Here is a 17,022-nt window from a genome sequence, read left to right on the forward strand (position 1 = left end):
GATTGACGGAAAATGGCACTGATTCGTTCGAGTTCACCCCACCTGCGCCGGGCCGGCAGCACCGCCAGCCTGATGCGCCTGCTGCTGGTCGCCACCCTGCCGGGCCTGGCGGCCATGACATTCTTTTTCGGCTGGGGCACCCTGTTGCAGGTTGTCTGGGCCATGCTGCTGGCGCTGGGTTTTGAAGCTGCAGTCATGAAGATGCGCGGTCGCCCCGCCAGCTTCTACCTGCGCGACTACAGTGCACTGGTCACTGCCGTGCTGCTTGGGCTTGCTGTTCCACCCTTCGCCCCCTGGTGGCTAATGGTGGTGGGTATCTTCGTTGCGATAGTGATTGCCAAGCACCTCTATGGTGGCATGGGCAACAACCCATTCAACCCGGCAATGGTGGCCTATGCCCTGCTGCTGATATCCTTTCCCGTCGACATGACGCGCTGGACAGCTCCCTTCGTGCTGCAGGGCGAGGACGGCTGGCATATCCTCGGCTTTATGGACACCTTCAAACTGATATTTGGCGCCATTGAGCACAGCACCCTGGATGCCTTCACCTCGGCCACCCCCCTGGATGAACTGCGCCACCGCGGCGGCCTGACTACGGAAGAGGCCTTTCGCAACTCAACCGTACTGGCCAACGGTGTGGGCGCCTGGCATGCGGTCAGTGCTGCCTACTTTATGGGCGGCGTTTTCCTGCTGTACCGCAAGGTTTTCACCTGGCATACGCCCGTGGCGGTTCTTGGCAGCCTGGCGGTATTGTCGACGCTGTTTTACATGTTTTCGCCCGATACCTATGCTGATCCCTTCTTTCACCTGACCATGGGCGCCACCATGCTCGGCGCCTTCTTTATTGCCACGGACCCCGTCACCGCCGCCACCAGCAACCGTGGCAAGATCTATTACGGCATAGGAATAGGCCTGCTGATCTTCATTATCCGCACCTGGGGCAGTTACCCCGATGCCGTGGCCTTCGCCGTACTGCTGATGAACCTCTGTGCTCCCTTTATCGACCAGTACACCCAGCCACGTACTTACGGCCACGCAAAACCCAAACGCGGCCAGAAGGAGAGCACCTGATGCAAATGCTCAGCGCCATCAGCCGCAGCACCACCGGCATTGCCATCTTTGCCGTGGTCACCGCCAGCCTGATTGCCATTACCCAGGTCGGCACGGCCGATCGCATCAAGCAGAATGAGCGCGAGCAGCAAGCCCGGGCACTGTACGAAATCATCCCCCGCGAAGGGCTCGACAGCGACCTGCTGGAAAATGGTGTCGAGTTTGTCGCCCCTGACCTGCTCGGCCACAGCCGCCCTGAAACCGCCTACCGCGCCATCCGCAACGGCGAAGCCGTGATGGTCATACTGCCGGTGGTGGCACCCGATGGCTATACCGGGGAAATCAGCATGATCGTGGGCATCAACAGCGATGCAAGCGTTGCCGGCGTGCGCGTACTGGCCCACAAGGAAACCCCTGGGCTGGGTGACAAGGTGGATATCAAGAAATCCCGCTGGGTGCTGGGCTTTGCCAACCAGAGCAAAACCGAAATAGACCCCAGCTGGGGTGTCAGCAAGGATGGCGGGCGCTTTGACCAGTTCACCGGTGCCACCATCACCCCCCGCGCGGTCGTTAATGCTGTCGGACGCACGATAGATTACTTTCGTCTGCACCGCGGCGAACTGCTCGGCCTGAGCGTCGACGCGCCACAGGAGACTCGCGACAATGGCTGATTACAAAAAGATCACCCTCGATGGCCTCTGGCACAACAACCCGGCACTGGTGCAGCTGCTGGGGCTGTGTCCGCTGCTGGCCGTCACAGGCTCGGTCGTCAACGCCATTGGTCTGGGCGTTGCCAGCACCCTGGTGCTGACCGGCTCCAACCTGACTGTGTCCCTGTTTCGCCATTTCGTGCCGGAATCCGTACGCCTGCCGATCTTCGTCATGATCATCGCCTCCTTCGTGACCTCGATTGAACTGCTGATGCAGGCCTTCACCTACGAGCTGTACCAGATTCTGGGCATCTTTATTCCACTGATCGTTACCAACTGCGCGATCATGGGACGGGCCGACGCCTTCGCCTGCAAGAACCCGGTAGGCGCTTCGGTGCTGGATGGTCTGATGATGGGGCTGGGTTTTACCATAGTGCTGATGATCCTCGGCGCCATGCGTGAGGTGCTGGGTCTGGGCACTCTGTTTGCCGATATGCAGCTGCTGTTCGGCCCCATGGCTGAAAACTGGAAGATCACCCTGATCGACGACTACTCAGGCTTTCTGTTTGCGATCCTGCCCCCCGGTGCCTTCGTCGGCATGGGACTGCTTATCGCGGTCAAAAACATTGTGGATGCCCGGCTGGAAGAGCGCCGCAAGGCACGCAAGCCCAAGCCTGACGGCGGTGGCAGCCGGCGCGTGCGCGTCACCGGCAGCATCAACTAACCTGGAGCCCTGCCCATGAACGCGGCAAAACGGCTGCAGATATTTACCCGCCTGCGTGACGAAAACCCGCACCCGAGGACCGAGCTGGAATACAGCTCGCCGTTCGAGCTGCTGGTGGCGGTGACGCTTTCGGCACAGGCAACAGATGTGGGTGTCAACAAGGCGACCCGCAAGCTGTTTCCCGTCGCCAACACCCCCGAGGCCATACTGGCGCTGGGCGTCGACGGGCTAAAAAGCTACATCAAGACCATCGGGCTTTATAACAGCAAGGCCGAGAATGTTATCAAAACCTGCCGCATGCTCATCGAGCTGCACGCCTCTGAAGTTCCAGAGACTCGCGAGGCGCTCGAAGCCCTGCCAGGCGTAGGCCGTAAAACCGCCAATGTGGTACTCAATACCGCCTTCGGCCACCCCGTCATGGCGGTGGACACCCATATATTTCGCGTTTCCAACCGTACCGGCATAGCGCCCGGCAAGACGGTGCTGGACGTCGAAAAAAAGCTGATGCGTTTTATCCCCAAGAAATTTCTGCTGGATGCCCACCACTGGCTGATTCTGCACGGACGCTATGTCTGCATCGCTCGCAAGCCGCGCTGCATGTCCTGCCTGATCGAAGACTTGTGCGACTACAAGGACAAGACAGACAGTCCCTGAGACCTCCTGAACGCCTCTGAGTCATACTGAGCCACTCCCCTGCAGCCGGTTATCGCTTAAGACAGGCGGTAAAATCACAGTGATGCGCGAACAATTCATCGAGCAACCTGACTTGGCTCTTTCTTATAAGCTCAGAATGGACGCCGAATTATTGCTCTGAGCCGAATGCCGCTACCGTCACGACCCTATCTGCACACTGCTACAGCTCCCGCTCACCGACCACCTACCACCTACCACCTGACTGCTGGCTATCTCCGCCATATATACAACGCAATTCACACGGGTGCCGTCCTGCTGGGCGCGCTGAGTACCAGGCGCCATATGCGCGGCCAAAAGCACGGACCTGGACGCAGCTCTGGCAGTCGATTGACCCTGCCCGCCGCGCCAAACTGTACACAGGCCCCTACTCCAAAGCGGCGCACAAACCAAATCCTGCAACCTAAACGATTGCTACAGCCGCGACTGCATCATCACTGCAACACAACCCTCCACCTCAGCGAACAAAAAACATACAGATTGAGTTGAAAAAACACTCAATGTGACCGCTAAAACTATTGATCGATCGGTCAGTTTATGTCTTTTTGATGGCGGATTGTTGATAATTCAGTTACCCCCATTTTCTGTGGATAAAACTGTTGGTAAAGTTTGGGCAGATGCCCCCAGCCCCCAGCATTCAAGGGCTTCCCTTGGATTGATCAAAATATAACCACATCATTTTTTACCTTTAAAATCATATAGTTACTCAAGTCAACAGAGTTTATCCACTAATTCTCAAGGTTCCTGCAGCAACGCTAAAGGTGCATCTTAGGGGTGTGGATGATCAACACAGAGGATGACTGTCAAGACTGATTTCTCTGCTCTTTCTCATCCTTGCCACTTGTTCTTTGTTCATCTTTCTGAAAAGGCCGACAAGGACTCACGACTTCTACACACAGGCCTTAAAACATCCCCAGGCCTGTGGGTAACTTAGGGCTAGACCAGATCACCACCCTGCCACAGGCAGCCGAAATCATGCCGAATATATACCGATTTATCATTTCAGGGCGGTACCGGTAACCAGACAGGCAAAGGCAAACCCTTTGCTTGCAGGAAAGATGGATTAAACAGCTTGCTTTGATAGCGCGAGCCTAAATCACACAAAATAGTCACCACCGTATGCCCCGGACCCAGGGTGCGGGCAATCTGTACCGCTCCTGCCACATTGATGGCACTGGAGCCTCCAAGACAAAGCCCCTCGTGCTGCAGCAGGTCATACAGATAGGGCAAGGCTTCGCGGTCACTGATCTCCAGCGCATCATCGACCTCCAGCCCTTCCAGGTTGGCGGTGATGCGACTCTGCCCGATCCCCTCCATTACCGAGGACCCCTCTGAGCGCAGCTCACCCCCGCGATAGTAATTGCACAAAGAAGCACCCTCGGCGTCCGACAGCACTATGCTTACGCTTTTATCCTGTTCGCGCAGCGCTCTGGCGACCCCCGCCAAAGTGCCGCCTGTGCCAACTGCACAACAGAACGCATCGAGCTGTCCGCCGCACTGGCGCCAGATTTCAGGCCCGGTTGTCTTATAGTGAATCTCGCGATTAGCGGTATTGTCGAACTGATTCGCCCAGATGGCACTCTCACCTTGCTGCTGCATCTGCACAGCAATTCGGCCCGAGACACGGGTGTAATGATTTTCATCGGCGTATGGCACCGCTGGCACCAGGCGTAAATCGGCACCGTAGAGGCGCAGAAGGTCCTTCTTCTCCTGGCTCTGGGTTTCCGGCATAACGATAACGGTGCGATAGCCCAGCGCATTGGCCACAAGACAGAGCCCGATACCGGTATTACCCGCAGTGCCCTCCACTATAGTGCCGCCGGGCTCAAGCAGACCCCTGCGTTCGGCATCCCGGATAATGCCCAGCGCCGTGCGGTCTTTCACCGAGCCGCCGGGGTTAAGAAACTCGGCCTTGCCAAGGATGGTACAACCGGTCAGCTCCGATACCTGACGCAGTTCGATCAACGGCGTATTGCCTATCAGGGAAACCAGCGCGGGTTGATGCTCAAACATAACGATTCTCCGGATCCGTTGCTGCCAAAAGTATGGCAGTAACCGCCGCGAAGCGTCGCTTATACAGCTGCATCAACCATTTGCCGGCTTACTCACACAATCTGTGCATAAGTCACTGCATAACTATTGCGTATGTACCTGAAAAGCAGCGCCTGCGGGGCTTACAGAAAAACGTGCAATATTCGAACAACTCAGGATAAGTGTTATTTTTCAGCAAGTTACGTCGTAAAAAAGATCATCAACTTGAGGTGAGTCAGCCAAAGTCAATATTGACAGCAGGTTATCTTCAGCTGTGCAAAAGATTTTTATAGCGCCGAATTTAGGGATCTAAAAAGCAGGTTAAAAGCGGAAAAAGAGGCGAGGTGCGAGGTGCGAGGAACAAGATAAAAGGGGCTAGGGGCTAGAGGTAAGCAAAAAGAAGGTGCCCTAGCCCCTTCGACTCCCTACTCGGACGGAAGCCCAATCTCGATAGGTGGTTTAGGCTTGCAACAGAGGAGAGCATTGCATCATCGTGCAGACCTGCAATGCTGTTCCTTGCGAACAGCGACGCCCTTGCCACTTGCCACTGAGTGCCCCTCCCTCGCACCTCGCACCTAGCCCCTTTCAACGCCCTAGTCCGACGGAAGTTCTATCTCGATAGGCGGTTTGGGCTTGCAACAGCTGGAGAGGATTGCATCATCGTGCAGACCTGCAATGCTGTTCCTTGCGAACAGCGACGCCCTTGCCACTTGCCACTGAGTGACCCTCCCTCGCACCTCGAACCTAGCCCCTTTCAACGCCCTAGTCCGACGGAAGCTCAATCTCGATAGGTGGTTTAGGCTTGCAACAGAGGAGAGCATTGCATCATCGTGCAGACCTGCAATGCTGTTCCTTGCGAACAGCGACGCCCTTGCCACTTGCCACTGAGTGCCCCTCCCTCGCACCTCGAACCTCGCACCTCGAACCTCGAACCTAGCCCCTAGCCCCTTTCTACTCCCTAGTCCGACGGAAGTTCTATCTCGATATGCGTTTTGGGCTTGCAACAGCAGGTAAGGATTTCATCGTCGTGCAGGTCGACTAAGCAATCCTGCACGGTTTCGACTTCACCATCCAGCAGACGCACCTTGCAGGTTCCGCAGTACCCGCCCCGGCAACTGTATGGCGCCGGAATCGCCTGCGCCTCCAGTGCATCCAGCAGCGAAAACTCGTACTGGAAATAGAAGGTGGGATAGTTGCTGACCTTGATGCGCGGAATCCCGGCCATGGCTCGCTCCTTATCTGCAGGCATAACGCGGTTAGAAATCAAAGTCGTCGAAATCGCCGTCTGCCACCTCATTGTCAATCTGACCAACCAGGTAAGAGCTGATTTCCGATTCCTGAGGGGCTACCTGCACGTTGTCACTCACCAGCCAGGCATTCATCCAGGGTAATGGGTTTTGCTGAGTCTTGAACATTTCTTCAAAACCCAGCGCCTTCATGCGCACGTTGGTGATGTACTCGACATAGTCACTGAGGATCTTGGCGTTCAGACCAATCATGGAGCCGTCACGGAACAGGTACTGCGCCCAGTCTTTCTCCTGCTGCGCAGCTTCTGCGAAGATGCTCAGCGCTTCCTCGCGACACTCCGCCGCCACAATCTTCATTTCCGGATCATCGGCGCCACTGGCCATCAGGTTCAACATGTGCTGAGTGCCTGTCAGGTGCAGCGCCTCATCCCGTGCGATCAACTTGATGATCTTGGCGTTGCCTTCCATGATCGCCCGCTCGGCAAAAGCGAAGGAGCAGGCAAAACTGACGTAGAAGCGGATCGCCTCCAGCACGTTGACCGACACCAGTGTCAGGTAAAGGGTGCGCTTGAGGTTACGCAGCGTGGCATCCACCTTCTTGCCGTTGATCTCATGCTCACCGGGGCCATAAATGCCATAGACCTGCACCAGAGCAATGAACTGATCGTACAACCGCGTAACAGACTCGGCGCGCTTGACGATCTCCTGATTCGTGACGATCTGATCGAACACCAGGGACGGCTCGGTGATGATATTACGGATGATATGGGTATAAGAGCGGCTGTGAATGGTTTCACTGAAGGCCCAGGTCTCGAACCAGGTCTCCAGCTCCGGCAAAGACACCACTGGCAGGAAAGCGATATTGGGCGAGCGCCCCTGCACCGAATCCAGCAGCGTCTGGTATTTCAGGTTACTCAGGAAGATGTGCTTCTCATGTTCCGGCATCGCCATGAAGTCCTTGCGGTCAGACGACAGGTCGACTTCCTCGGGACGCCAGAAAAACGACAGCTGTTTCTCGATCAGCTTTTCGAAGATGGGAAACTTCTGCTTGTCGTAACGGGCAACGTTGACACTGCGACCGAAGAACATGGGTTCGAGCGTGGCATCATGGGTAGACGGGTTGAACGTGGAATAAGCCATTAATTCCTTAAAGCTCCGAAAGAACTACAACCGGACAGGCCAAGGCAGCCGTCAGGGGACGGCGGCCTGGCAGCCTGTCGGACTTAACACTGATCTTCTGCGGAAAAGCCCGACAGGCTGCTAGCCCGAATTATCTGAACGCTGTGTTGCTACAGCTTGCAGGCGCCGCCTTCACAGCCATCATCCTGGCCGTCGGAGGCACCATCACGGGTGTTGTGGTAGTACAGCGTCTTGATGCCGTATTTGTACGCGGTGAGCAGGTCCTTGAGCAGCTGCTTCATCGGCACCTTGTCACCCGGGAACTTGCTGGGGTCGTAGTTGGTGTTGGATGAAATAGCCTGATCAACGAACTTCTGCATGATACCCACCAGCTGCAGGTAGCCTTCGTTGTTCGGGATGCTCCAGAGCAGCTCATATTGCTGTTTGAGTTCCAGGTACTCCGGCACCACCTGCTTCATGATGCCGTCTTTGCTCGCCTTTACCGACACATAACCACGGGGCGGTTCAATGCCGTTGGTGGAGTTGGTGATCTGCGATGAAGTTTCGCAGGGCATCAGTGCAGTCAGGGTACTGTTGCGCAGACCGAACTCCTTGATGTCTTCGCGCAGCGTCTCCCAGAAGTAGTGCAGCGGCTCGTCGCAGAACTCGTCGATCTCGCGCTTGTAAGTGTCGATTGGCAGCAGACCCTTGGAATAGGTCGTCTCATCGAATTTCGGGCAGGCGCCACGCTCCTTGGCCAGCTGGTTGGAGGCCTTGAGCAGGTAGTACTGAATCGCCTCGAAGGTACGGTGCACCAGACCGTTGGCCGAGCCATCAGAATAGCGCACGCCGTTCTTGGCCAGATAGTAGGCAAAGTTGGTGACGCCCACACCCAGGGTACGACGCCAGTTGGTGGCATTGTGGGCCGCCAGAATCGGGTAGTCCTGGTAATCCAGCAGGTTGTCCAGCGCACGCACGATCAGGTCGGACAGGTTTTCCAGCTCGTCGAGGTTCGCCAGAGCACCGAGGTTGAACGCCGACAGAGTGCAGAGCGCAATCTCACCGTTCGGATCGTTTACATCACGCAGCGGCTTGGTAGGCAGCGCGATTTCCAGGCAGAGATTGGACTGTTTTACAGGCGCAACCTTGGGGTCAAACGGGCTGTGGGTATTGCAGTGATCGACGTTCTGGATGTAGATACGGCCGGTGGAGGCTCGCTCAGACGCCAGCAGACCAAACAGTTCAACCGCCTTGATGGTCTTCTTGCGGATCGACGGGTCCTGTTCGTACTTCACGTACAGGCGCTCGAATTCGGCCTGATCGGCAAAGAAGGCATCGTACAGGCCCGGCACTTCGTGCGGGCTGAACAGGGTCAGGTTTTCACCCTTGATCAGGCGCTGATACATCAGCTTGTTGAGCTGCACGCCGTAGTCGATATGGCGCACGCGGTTCTCTTCCACGCCGCGGTTGTTCTTGAGCACCAGCAGGGACTCCACTTCCAGGTGCCACAGTGGGTAGAACAGGGTCGCCGCGCCGCCACGTACACCGCCCTGGGAGCAGGACTTCACCGCGGTCTGGAAATGCTTGTAGAAGGGTATGCAACCTGTGTGAAAAGCTTCACCGTTGCGAATGGGGCTGCCGATGGCGCGGATCTGGCCGGCGTTGATGCCGATACCGGCGCGCTGGGACACATACTTGACGATGGCGCCGGCGGTGGCATTGATCGAGTCCAGGCTGTCATCGCACTCAATCAGCACGCAGGAACTGAACTGACGCGTGGGGGTACGCACACCCGCCATAATCGGCGTCGGCAAGGACAGCTTGAACAGCGAGGTCGCATCATAGAAGCGACGCACGTAGTCCAGCCGCGTTTCCGCCGGGTAGTTTGCAAACAGGCAGGCGGCCACCAGCATATAAAGGATCTGCGGGCTTTCGTAGATATCACCGGTAACCCGGTTCTGCACCAGATACTTGCCTTCCAGCTGCTTGACGGCCACATAGCTGAAGTTCATGTCGCGATCGTGCACCAGGTAGCTGTTCAGCGTATCCCAGTCCTGTGCGCTGTAGTCTTCCAGCAAGTGACGGTCGTAACGCTTGCTCTCCACCATGCCGGCAACATGTGCCTGCAGGTGTGGCGGCTCGAAGACGCCAAAGGCACGCTTGCGCAAATGGAAGATGGCCAGGCGTGCAGCCAGGTACTGATAGTCCGGGGCTGATTCCGAAATAAGATCAGCCGCCGACTTGATCAGCGTCTCGTGGATATCGGAGGTCTTGATGCCATCATAAAACTGCAGATGGGCCTTGAGCTCGACTTCGGACGGGGACACATTGTCCAGGCCCTGGGCAGCCCAGATTACGACACGGTGAATTTTCTCCAGATCGATTTTTTCACGTCGACCATCCCGTTTAGTAACCATCAAATCTTGCTGCATCCGCCGCCTACTCCTGGATGTTATGTCTGTCATCTGAACGCCAGTTCATCGCACAAAAGCCACTGCCAATACAACTTCGAGGGCAAGCCTCAAAGGTGAATTCAGGCAACAGCAAAGCCAGTTTCAACTGTGGGATCGCCGCAGGTGAAACACTACATATAGTGGACGCTGGATTAATTGGCACTAAATATAGATATAAACCGTTTTTTTTCAACTCTTGATTTAGCCAAGTTTTCTGTGTAGCCAAGGCCATTTCCGGCCCCAAAAGCAGGTACTTCGGGAGCTGTGCCGAATTTTCCGAGTCAGTAAATTTATATAAAAAAACTGCTTTACAATACGGCCAGATATGCAGCTTGCGGACCCAGGGAACGACTGATCAAATAACACTCAGAGATTACGCATTTGCACAATTCGCTGCCCCGCCGCCTCTGTACAAATAACAACCAGATCCAGCCTGTAAAACATCATCGCAGGCATCACTGTTCGCAGCATCACTGTACAAAAAATACAGTTAGACAGGCTCAGTGCCTATCCGCTTTGCCAGCCGATTTCGCGCTATCCGCCTCAGCCGTTCTGAACGGAATAAGCACCAGTTGCATCAGACCCAGCCGATCTTCTCGCTGGTATTCACGCAACCCTATTGTCATGCCCAGATGCCCGGCAGACGGCTGGGCACAGTAACTGCCCAGCAGACGATCCCACAGCGAGATAAAGAAGCCGTAGTTGCTGTTGGTTTCTGCCGCAATCACCGAGTGATGCACCCGATGCATGTCCGGCGTTACCAGCAGCCAGCGCAGGCCCGCATCCAGTTTCGTGGGCAAACGCAGGTTGGCATGATTAAACAGCGCCGCTGCACTGAGCGTCGCCTCGAAGACCAGAACTACAACAGGACTGATACCCAGCACCGCCACCAGCGCGACTTTGTACAGCAGAGAGAGAAGAATTTCCAGCGGGTGAAACCTAAAGCCACTGGACAGATCAAGATCAAGATCCGTGTGGTGTACACGGTGCAGGCGCCAGAACAGAGGCACTATATGAAACAGCCGGTGCTGCAGATAGATCGCCAGATCCAGTAACAGAAAACCGGCCACCGCACTCAGCCAAACAGGCCAGGCCTGCAGATTGAACAGCCCCCAGCCCTGCACCTGGGCGTAAGCCGCCATCCCTATGGCTGCGGCACCCAGCGTGAAGCGCTGCGCCAGTATATCGATACCCAGCAACCCCAGGTTGATGCTCCAGCGTGTCCCCCTGCTCTGTCGACGGGCGCGCCTGGGCCAGGCATGTTCACACAGCGCCACCAGCGCAAAGACAGCCACAAAAATCAGCAGACGCAGCGCTGTCTCGGACATAGGGTTTCTCCCATTAATGTGATAAGCGGCCCCACAGAGCTGTCGCTATATCGCGCCAGTTTCGCAAAATCGCGTGCGGCGGCGCAACGCCTGGAAAAAATAATTGCGGCCGCTGGGAATAAAAGCATCGCTCAGCTGTTCATGAGTGTGAAGACCCAACCACTGAAGGAATCGTTCAACATGCGTAAATTCACACTGGCGACTGCGCTGTCCATACTGATCAGCGCTCCCCTGTTCGCAGCACCCGCCATGACTGGCGACAGCACCAAGGGCGCGATCCTAACCGACGACCAGGGCATGAGCCTCTATACCTTTGACAAAGACAGCAACGGCTTGTCTGCCTGCTATGATGCATGCGCTCAGAACTGGCCACCGCTGCTGGCTGAAGCCGGCGTCGAAGCAGACGGCGACTTTGCCATTAGCGAACGTAGTGACGGCGGCCTGCAGTGGACCTACAAAGGCGCACCGCTCTATGGTTTCATCAAGGATCAGCAGGCCGGCGACATCACCGGTGACGGCGTCAAGGATGTCTGGCACCTGGCTCGCCCCTGACCCATAGGCCCGCAACGCCTGACTGATCGCGCCAGCGGCAGGATCCGGCGACACCGGCGACCTGCCGCTCCAAGGACCGTACTGCGTGAACAAGAATGACCTTGTAGAACATTTGCCAGATCTGCGCCGCTATGCCCGCTCGCTGCTCTACGCCCCAAGTGATGCAGAGGATCTGGTGCAGGAAACCCTGCTGTCGGCACTGGCGAGCATGCCGTTGTGGCTGCGGCGCAGCAAACGCCGTCCCTGGCTTTTCAGCATTATGCACAACAACTTCGTCAACTTGGTGCAACAGGGTAAAACCCGCGAGAAGCACTTCCCAAGCCTGGTTTCACTCTATGGCGACCCGGTGGAACAGCCCTTCGCCGAGTCCTGTGCCGGTCTGCACCGGGGCCTGCAATACCTGTCGGTGGATGACCGTTCACTGCTGCTGCTCGTGGCCCAGGCGGGCTTCAGTTACGAGCAGGTTGCCCATATTCTGGACCTGCCGCTGGGCACAGTGATGTCACGGCTGCACCGGGCACGCCAGAAACTGCGAAAACTGCTAGAACAGGCCGACGACCACCGCTACCGGGAACAGCAATGAGTACTTCACATGAAAGCCCGCGCGCTGGCCAGCCCTTCAATGCCGACCAGATGGAGCTGTGGCTGACGGCACGCCTGCCAGGCACCCAGCAACGCCGGATCGATGACTGGCTAAGCCAGCATCCGCAAGAGGCAGCCTATTGGCAGGCATTGCAACAGGACCAACGGCTGCTGGCGCAGCTTGATCCGGTGCACGATGAGCGCAACCTCGACGACTACGCGCTGGCGCCCCGTCAAACGCCGCCTGCCCGGCCCTGGCTGCGCTGGCCAGCACTGCCCACCCTGGCAGCCTTTGCCCTGGGTTCAGTCTGCAGCGCACTGCTGATCCCTTTCTGGGCCACCGCGCCCATTAAGCCTGCAAGCCAGCCCACCTTTGTGCAGAGCGCCATGCAAGCCCATGCGCTCTACAGCGTGGAGGTACGCCACCCCGTCGAGGTCGGCGAGCAGGAGCAGGCCCACCTGCTGAAGTGGCTTTCCAAACGACTGGACCGCCCGCTGGCAGCACCCGACCTGAGCGGCCTTGGCTTTCAGTTGCTCGGCGGGCGCCTGCTGCCGGCCCAGGACGGCCCTGCAGCTCAACTGATGTACCAGGATGCCGGTGGCGAACGTATCACCCTGTACATTGCTGCGGCGGCCGACAGTCAGCCCAGCAGCTTCCTGTTCAGTGAGCACCGAGGCGTCTCGACCTTCTACTGGGTTGACGAACACTGGGGCTACAGCCTGAGCGGGCGTATCGATCAGGCTCGTCTGTCACAGCTGTCAGGCCAGGTGTACCTGGCGCTCATGCTTTAAGCGGCCAAGGGGCAAGGCGGTCACCCGGTGGCCGGCAACATTGCCGGCCCGGCGCAAAGGCCTTAAGCTGCTCCGTGCAGCGGCGGCCAGGCAAAGGCTCGCCCGCGCCTCGACAGCCAACCTCCATCAGCACCGAGTTGCCTATGATCTTTGACTTCGACACCCTGTCACCCAACCGCCGCTATCACCTGATAACGCAGGGCCTGGTACCGCGCCCCATTGCCTGGATTCTGAGCCGCAACGACAACGACAGCCTGAACCTGGCTCCGTTTTCGTTTTTCAATGCTGTTTGCTCCGATCCGCCGCTGCTGATGCTGTCAATCGGGCGCAAGGACGGTGGCGAAATCAAGGACTCACGCCGCAATATTCTCAGCAAGCGGGACTTTGTGATTCAGATACCCTCCCGCCATCACGCCGCCGCCGTGACCGCCAGCGCAGCCAGCCTTGAGTACGGCGAGTCCGAGCTGGCATCCCTGGAACTGGAACTGGCGGACTTTCCCGGCTGCAGCGTACCGCGCATCAGCGATAGCGGCATTGCCATGCACTGTGAGTTCCACGAGGTGCACTACCTGGGCCCGGCCGAGCAGGCCATCGTTTACGCCCGCGTGCGCCAGTTCTACGTCAGCGACGACATCCTGAGTGAGAATAACGGCCGCCACAGTATCGATGCCGCCGCACTGGATCCGCTGACCCGTTTGGGCGGCGCTCAGTACGCAAGCCTGGGTGAGTTATTTTCCATCGCCCGCCCTTCCTGATCGAGCACGACCGACGCCGGAGGCCGGCGTTTAGCCCCCAGTGCTGACCAGGGCTACCTTGGCCTGTGCAACAGCCAGCGCCAACGGTTGATCAGCAGCGACAAAAAGATCAGCGAGCAGCCTATCAGCTGCTGCAGGCTCATTTGTTCCTGCAGCCAGAGCATCGCCAGCAGCGCCGTCCACACCGGCTCCAGTGTCATGATGATCGCCGCATGGCTGGCGGATGCCATGCCCTGGGCCTTGATCTGCAGGAAGAACCGCAGGCTGGTCGCGATCAAAATGCTCGCCAGCAGCCAGCCAATACCAACCCCGCTGATGGGCACAGCCCAGGTCTCGGTCAGGCCGGACGCCACTAACGCCATCAGACCAACGACGCCGAGCTGAATCCCGGTCAGCGCCACTGGTGGAATACTGAGCGCATAGCGGCTGTTAAGGTTGAAATGCAGCGCCAGTATCACCGCCGCCGCCGCGAAGTAGCCATCGGAGAGTGCAAAGTTCAGCCCCGTCTCCAGCGACAGACTGCCAAGGCCCAGGGTCGCCACCAGCAGGGCGATCCAGGTGCTGATCGATGACGTCTGACGAAAAAACAACCAGCCGATCACCGGTACCAGCACCACGCTCAGACTGGTAATAAAGGCACCCACCCCCAGCTGAGTGGCCTTGGACAACCCCAGTATCCAGCACACCATCGCCAGCCCCATCACCACCCCGGTGGCTCCGGCACGTCGCCAGGCCTGCCGTTGCAAACGGCGTACCTGATGCCAGCCCAGCGCCCCCACCAGTAAGCCCGCCAGTAAAAATCGCACGCCCATAAAACCCAGCGGCGGCATCTCCCTCAGCGCCTCGTGGGAAAACATCCAGCCCATCGCCGCAAGCAATGTGACCAGCAGCATTAGCAGGTCGGCCTGCAGGTTCTTCGCCATCATTGAATGTCTATCCCTGACCCGTATCGTTGAATTTGTTGAAAACACAGAGCGCCCGTCTCTATGGCAGCGGCGCCCAAAGGAGTCCCCCGCAAGAGCACCGGATCCCTTATAATGCACGCATCGTTCAGGTCACAAGAGTTCGCAGGCATGCAGTTTGAAGTCAATGCTCACAGCGCAGACAAACCCGTCGGTCGCATTCGGCAGCAAAACGAAAAGCTGATTATAAGCGCGGCTGAGCAGGAGTTTTCCTGTCATGGTTTCAAAGGTACAAGCATGCAGCGGGTGGCCGATCGCGCTGGCCTGCCAAAAGCCAATATCCACTACTACTTCAGCAACAAGCTTGGACTCTACTACGCAGTGCTGGCCAACATTATCGACCTATGGGACAGCACCTTCAATGAACTGAGCCCGGAAGATGACCCGGCCATCGTATTGCCGCGCTATATCGCCGCCAAAATCGAGTTCTCCCGTCAGTATCCCCTGGCCTCACGCATCTTTGCCATGGAAATACTGAGCGGAGGCCCTCATCTGAGCAAATTTTTCAAACAGGATTATCGCAGTTGGTTCAAGCAAAGAGCGGCGGTATTCGAGCACTGGATTGCCGATGGCAAGATGGCAGCCGTTGATCCGGCCCATCTGATCTTCCTGCTCTGGGGCTCAACTCAGCACTATGCCGATTTCGCCGTTCAGATTGAAGCCGCTCTCGGGGAAGAGTCACTGGGGCCCGATGTATACGAAACGGCCACCCGAACGCTGACCGACATTATCCTGCGCGGCTGTGGCGTAGCCATCAAGTAACGCCGCTGACACCGACTCCGCGAGAACGAAACCTTAATCAGCTCCGGCGCTGACCACCTGGTTGCGCCCCCGGCGCTTGGCCCTATAGAGCGCTTCATCGGCGTGGCGCAGTAACATCTCGGGCAGGGCCTCCTTACTGGGAATGGTACAGGCCACGCCCATGCTGATCGTCACCCGCTCACTGACCTTAGACGCGGCATGCATAATCCCCAGCGCCAGCACCGCCTCTCGCATCTGGTCAGCCAGCTGGCACGCCTCCGGCAGCCCGATACCGGGCAGAATGACCGCAAACTCCTCACCGCCAAACCGGGCCACCGCATCTCCCGCCCGCCGTGCATGCAGATCCAGAGCACTGGCGACGGCCTTCAAACAATCGTCTCCCATCAGGTGGCCGTAGTGATCATTGAAGTCCTTGAAGTAGTCGATGTCGCATATGATCAGCGATAGCACCGATTGCACGCGCAGAGCGCGGCTCCACTCTTCGGCAAAGTGCTCGTCAAAATAGCGTCTATTGGGAATTTCAGTCAGACCGTCGATCGAGGAAAGCTCGTACAGTTTTTCAGCCAGTGACTCGGCTCGCTGCTTTTGTGCACGCAACTGCAGTTCGGTCTGGGTACGTATTGCTATGTCTTCACGCAACTGCTCATTCAGCTTGAGCACCTGACGCTGCTCCTGACGCAGCTCATGCAGCAGCTGTTCATTCACCAGGCCACTGGCCACAAACCCCTGAAAGATATCCGCGATACGGTAAATAGAACGCATTGAAAAGACGAAAAAACCCATGCAGACCAACCCCATCGCCATCTTCTGTGGCTCAAGCGAAATCAGCAGCACCAGCGACAGCGGCAGCAGTGTAATCCCAGAGAAAATCAGAAACATTTGTGGCGATACTGACGCGGTACTCACCACACTGCCCGCCACCATTCCGGCCAGGCATACATAGATAAAGGCCGCCTGAGCAAAGGGCAGACTGTAATCAACGTAAAGGCCGATAGTCGCCCAGGTCAGGGCGGCGGCAACGAAACCTGCGAAATGCAGGCGCCGCCAGTTGGCCGACTCGACAGCCTTGCCGTTTTGGCTCCTGCGCCAGGCAGCAAAGCACAGATACAGCGACAGACGCAACAAGATAACCAGGGCCGCGATCAGCAGCCAATAGAGATAAAACGCCTGCTGCGTTAACCACCAATAGTAACCACCGGCACAGGCAGACACAAAAACTCCCCCGCCCAGTGCAACCGGCGTTTGCTCATGCTGAGCCTCCAGTAGTTTTCTGCGCAGATAACGGGCGTCCAACGGACTCATCGGGTATAGGCCTCCAAATGGAT

General features: G+C 57.4%; 16 protein-coding genes. 9 read left to right on the plus strand and 7 right to left on the minus strand.

Annotation, left to right across the window (positions count from 1 at the left end; genetic code table 11):
• Positions 1 to 12 precede the first annotated feature (12 nt).
• From rsxD to nth, 4 genes are read left to right on the plus strand one after another with little or no spacing between them, the layout of a single operon-like run.
• Entirely contained in the window at positions 13 to 1,071 is a 1,059-nt protein-coding gene (gene rsxD, locus MPRO_RS22550) for an electron transport complex subunit RsxD (protein WP_067298564.1), read from the plus strand.
• On the plus strand, positions 1,071 to 1,721 hold the full coding sequence (gene rsxG / locus MPRO_RS22555) for an electron transport complex subunit RsxG (RefSeq protein ID WP_067298565.1): 651 nt from the start codon (positions 1,071 to 1,073) through the stop codon (positions 1,719 to 1,721). The genes rsxD and rsxG overlap by 1 nt, the downstream gene beginning before the upstream one ends.
• Positions 1,714 to 2,424 (plus strand): electron transport complex subunit E, encoded by a 711-nt coding sequence (locus MPRO_RS22560; RefSeq protein ID WP_067298566.1) that lies wholly within the window; start codon positions 1,714 to 1,716, stop codon positions 2,422 to 2,424. The genes rsxG and MPRO_RS22560 overlap by 8 nt, the downstream gene beginning before the upstream one ends.
• Positions 2,425 to 2,439: 15 nt before the next feature.
• Positions 2,440 to 3,078, plus strand: a complete 639-nt coding sequence (gene nth / locus MPRO_RS22565; RefSeq protein ID WP_067298567.1) for an endonuclease III — start codon at positions 2,440 to 2,442, stop codon at positions 3,076 to 3,078.
• A 1,038-nt stretch (positions 3,079 to 4,116) separates the two neighbouring features.
• On the opposite strand, the gene MPRO_RS22570 is transcribed toward nth, so the two are convergent.
• From MPRO_RS22570 to MPRO_RS22590, 5 genes are all read right to left on the minus strand, one after another.
• A complete protein-coding gene (locus tag MPRO_RS22570) occupies positions 4,117 to 5,127 on the minus strand; it encodes a cysteine synthase A (RefSeq protein ID WP_067298568.1) in 1,011 nt (336 codons plus the stop codon).
• A gap of 976 nt (positions 5,128 to 6,103) precedes the next feature.
• A complete protein-coding gene (gene yfaE / locus MPRO_RS22575; RefSeq protein ID WP_067298569.1) occupies positions 6,104 to 6,370 on the minus strand; it encodes a class I ribonucleotide reductase maintenance protein YfaE in 267 nt (88 codons plus the stop codon).
• A 31-nt stretch (positions 6,371 to 6,401) separates the two neighbouring features.
• A complete protein-coding gene (gene nrdB / locus MPRO_RS22580) occupies positions 6,402 to 7,532 on the minus strand; it encodes a class Ia ribonucleoside-diphosphate reductase subunit beta (protein ID WP_067298570.1) in 1,131 nt (376 codons plus the stop codon).
• 149 nt (positions 7,533 to 7,681) lie between these two features.
• The gene (gene nrdA, locus MPRO_RS22585) at positions 7,682 to 9,943 is read right to left on the minus strand and encodes a class 1a ribonucleoside-diphosphate reductase subunit alpha (protein ID WP_067298571.1); all 2,262 of its coding nucleotides are present in this window, start codon (positions 9,941 to 9,943) and stop codon (positions 7,682 to 7,684) included.
• Positions 9,944 to 10,464: 521 nt separating this feature from the next.
• Positions 10,465 to 11,292, minus strand: a complete 828-nt coding sequence (locus MPRO_RS22590; RefSeq protein WP_067298572.1) for a sterol desaturase family protein — start codon at positions 11,290 to 11,292, stop codon at positions 10,465 to 10,467.
• Positions 11,293 to 11,472: 180 nt separating this feature from the next.
• On the opposite strand from MPRO_RS22590, the gene MPRO_RS22595 reads away from it, so the two are divergent.
• From MPRO_RS22595 to MPRO_RS22610, 4 genes are all read left to right on the plus strand, one after another.
• Positions 11,473 to 11,844 carry a COG4315 family predicted lipoprotein gene (locus MPRO_RS22595; RefSeq protein ID WP_067298677.1) on the plus strand — a complete coding sequence of 124 codons (372 nt, stop codon included), beginning with the start codon at positions 11,473 to 11,475 and terminating at the stop codon, positions 11,842 to 11,844.
• A gap of 85 nt (positions 11,845 to 11,929) precedes the next feature.
• Positions 11,930 to 12,427, plus strand: coding sequence for an RNA polymerase sigma factor (locus MPRO_RS22600; protein ID WP_067298573.1), 498 nt, complete (start codon positions 11,930 to 11,932; stop codon positions 12,425 to 12,427).
• On the plus strand, positions 12,424 to 13,218 hold the full coding sequence (locus tag MPRO_RS22605; protein ID WP_067298574.1) for an anti-sigma factor family protein: 795 nt from the start codon (positions 12,424 to 12,426) through the stop codon (positions 13,216 to 13,218). Before MPRO_RS22600 ends, MPRO_RS22605 begins: the two co-directional genes overlap by 4 nt.
• 143 nt (positions 13,219 to 13,361) lie before the next feature.
• Positions 13,362 to 13,973, plus strand: a complete 612-nt coding sequence (locus MPRO_RS22610) for a flavin reductase family protein (RefSeq protein ID WP_067298575.1) — start codon at positions 13,362 to 13,364, stop codon at positions 13,971 to 13,973.
• A 53-nt stretch (positions 13,974 to 14,026) separates the two neighbouring features.
• On the opposite strand, the gene MPRO_RS22615 is transcribed toward MPRO_RS22610, so the two are convergent.
• On the minus strand, positions 14,027 to 14,899 hold the full coding sequence (locus tag MPRO_RS22615) for a DMT family transporter (RefSeq protein WP_067298576.1): 873 nt from the start codon (positions 14,897 to 14,899) through the stop codon (positions 14,027 to 14,029).
• Positions 14,900 to 15,046: 147 nt separating this feature from the next.
• Between MPRO_RS22615 and MPRO_RS22620 the strand changes: the two genes are divergently transcribed.
• Positions 15,047 to 15,697: a TetR/AcrR family transcriptional regulator gene (locus MPRO_RS22620; RefSeq protein WP_067298577.1), complete on the plus strand. Its 651-nt coding sequence runs from the start codon at positions 15,047 to 15,049 to the stop codon at positions 15,695 to 15,697.
• A 33-nt stretch (positions 15,698 to 15,730) separates the two neighbouring features.
• On the opposite strand, the gene MPRO_RS22625 is transcribed toward MPRO_RS22620, so the two are convergent.
• The gene (locus MPRO_RS22625) at positions 15,731 to 16,999 is read right to left on the minus strand and encodes a GGDEF domain-containing protein (RefSeq protein WP_067298578.1); all 1,269 of its coding nucleotides are present in this window, start codon (positions 16,997 to 16,999) and stop codon (positions 15,731 to 15,733) included.
• Positions 17,000 to 17,022: the final 23 nt, after the last annotated feature.

Origin of the sequence: Marinobacterium profundum (assembly GCF_001528745.1) — a bacterium.
Taxonomy (GTDB): domain Bacteria; phylum Pseudomonadota; class Gammaproteobacteria; order Pseudomonadales; family Balneatricaceae; genus Marinobacterium_A; species Marinobacterium_A profundum.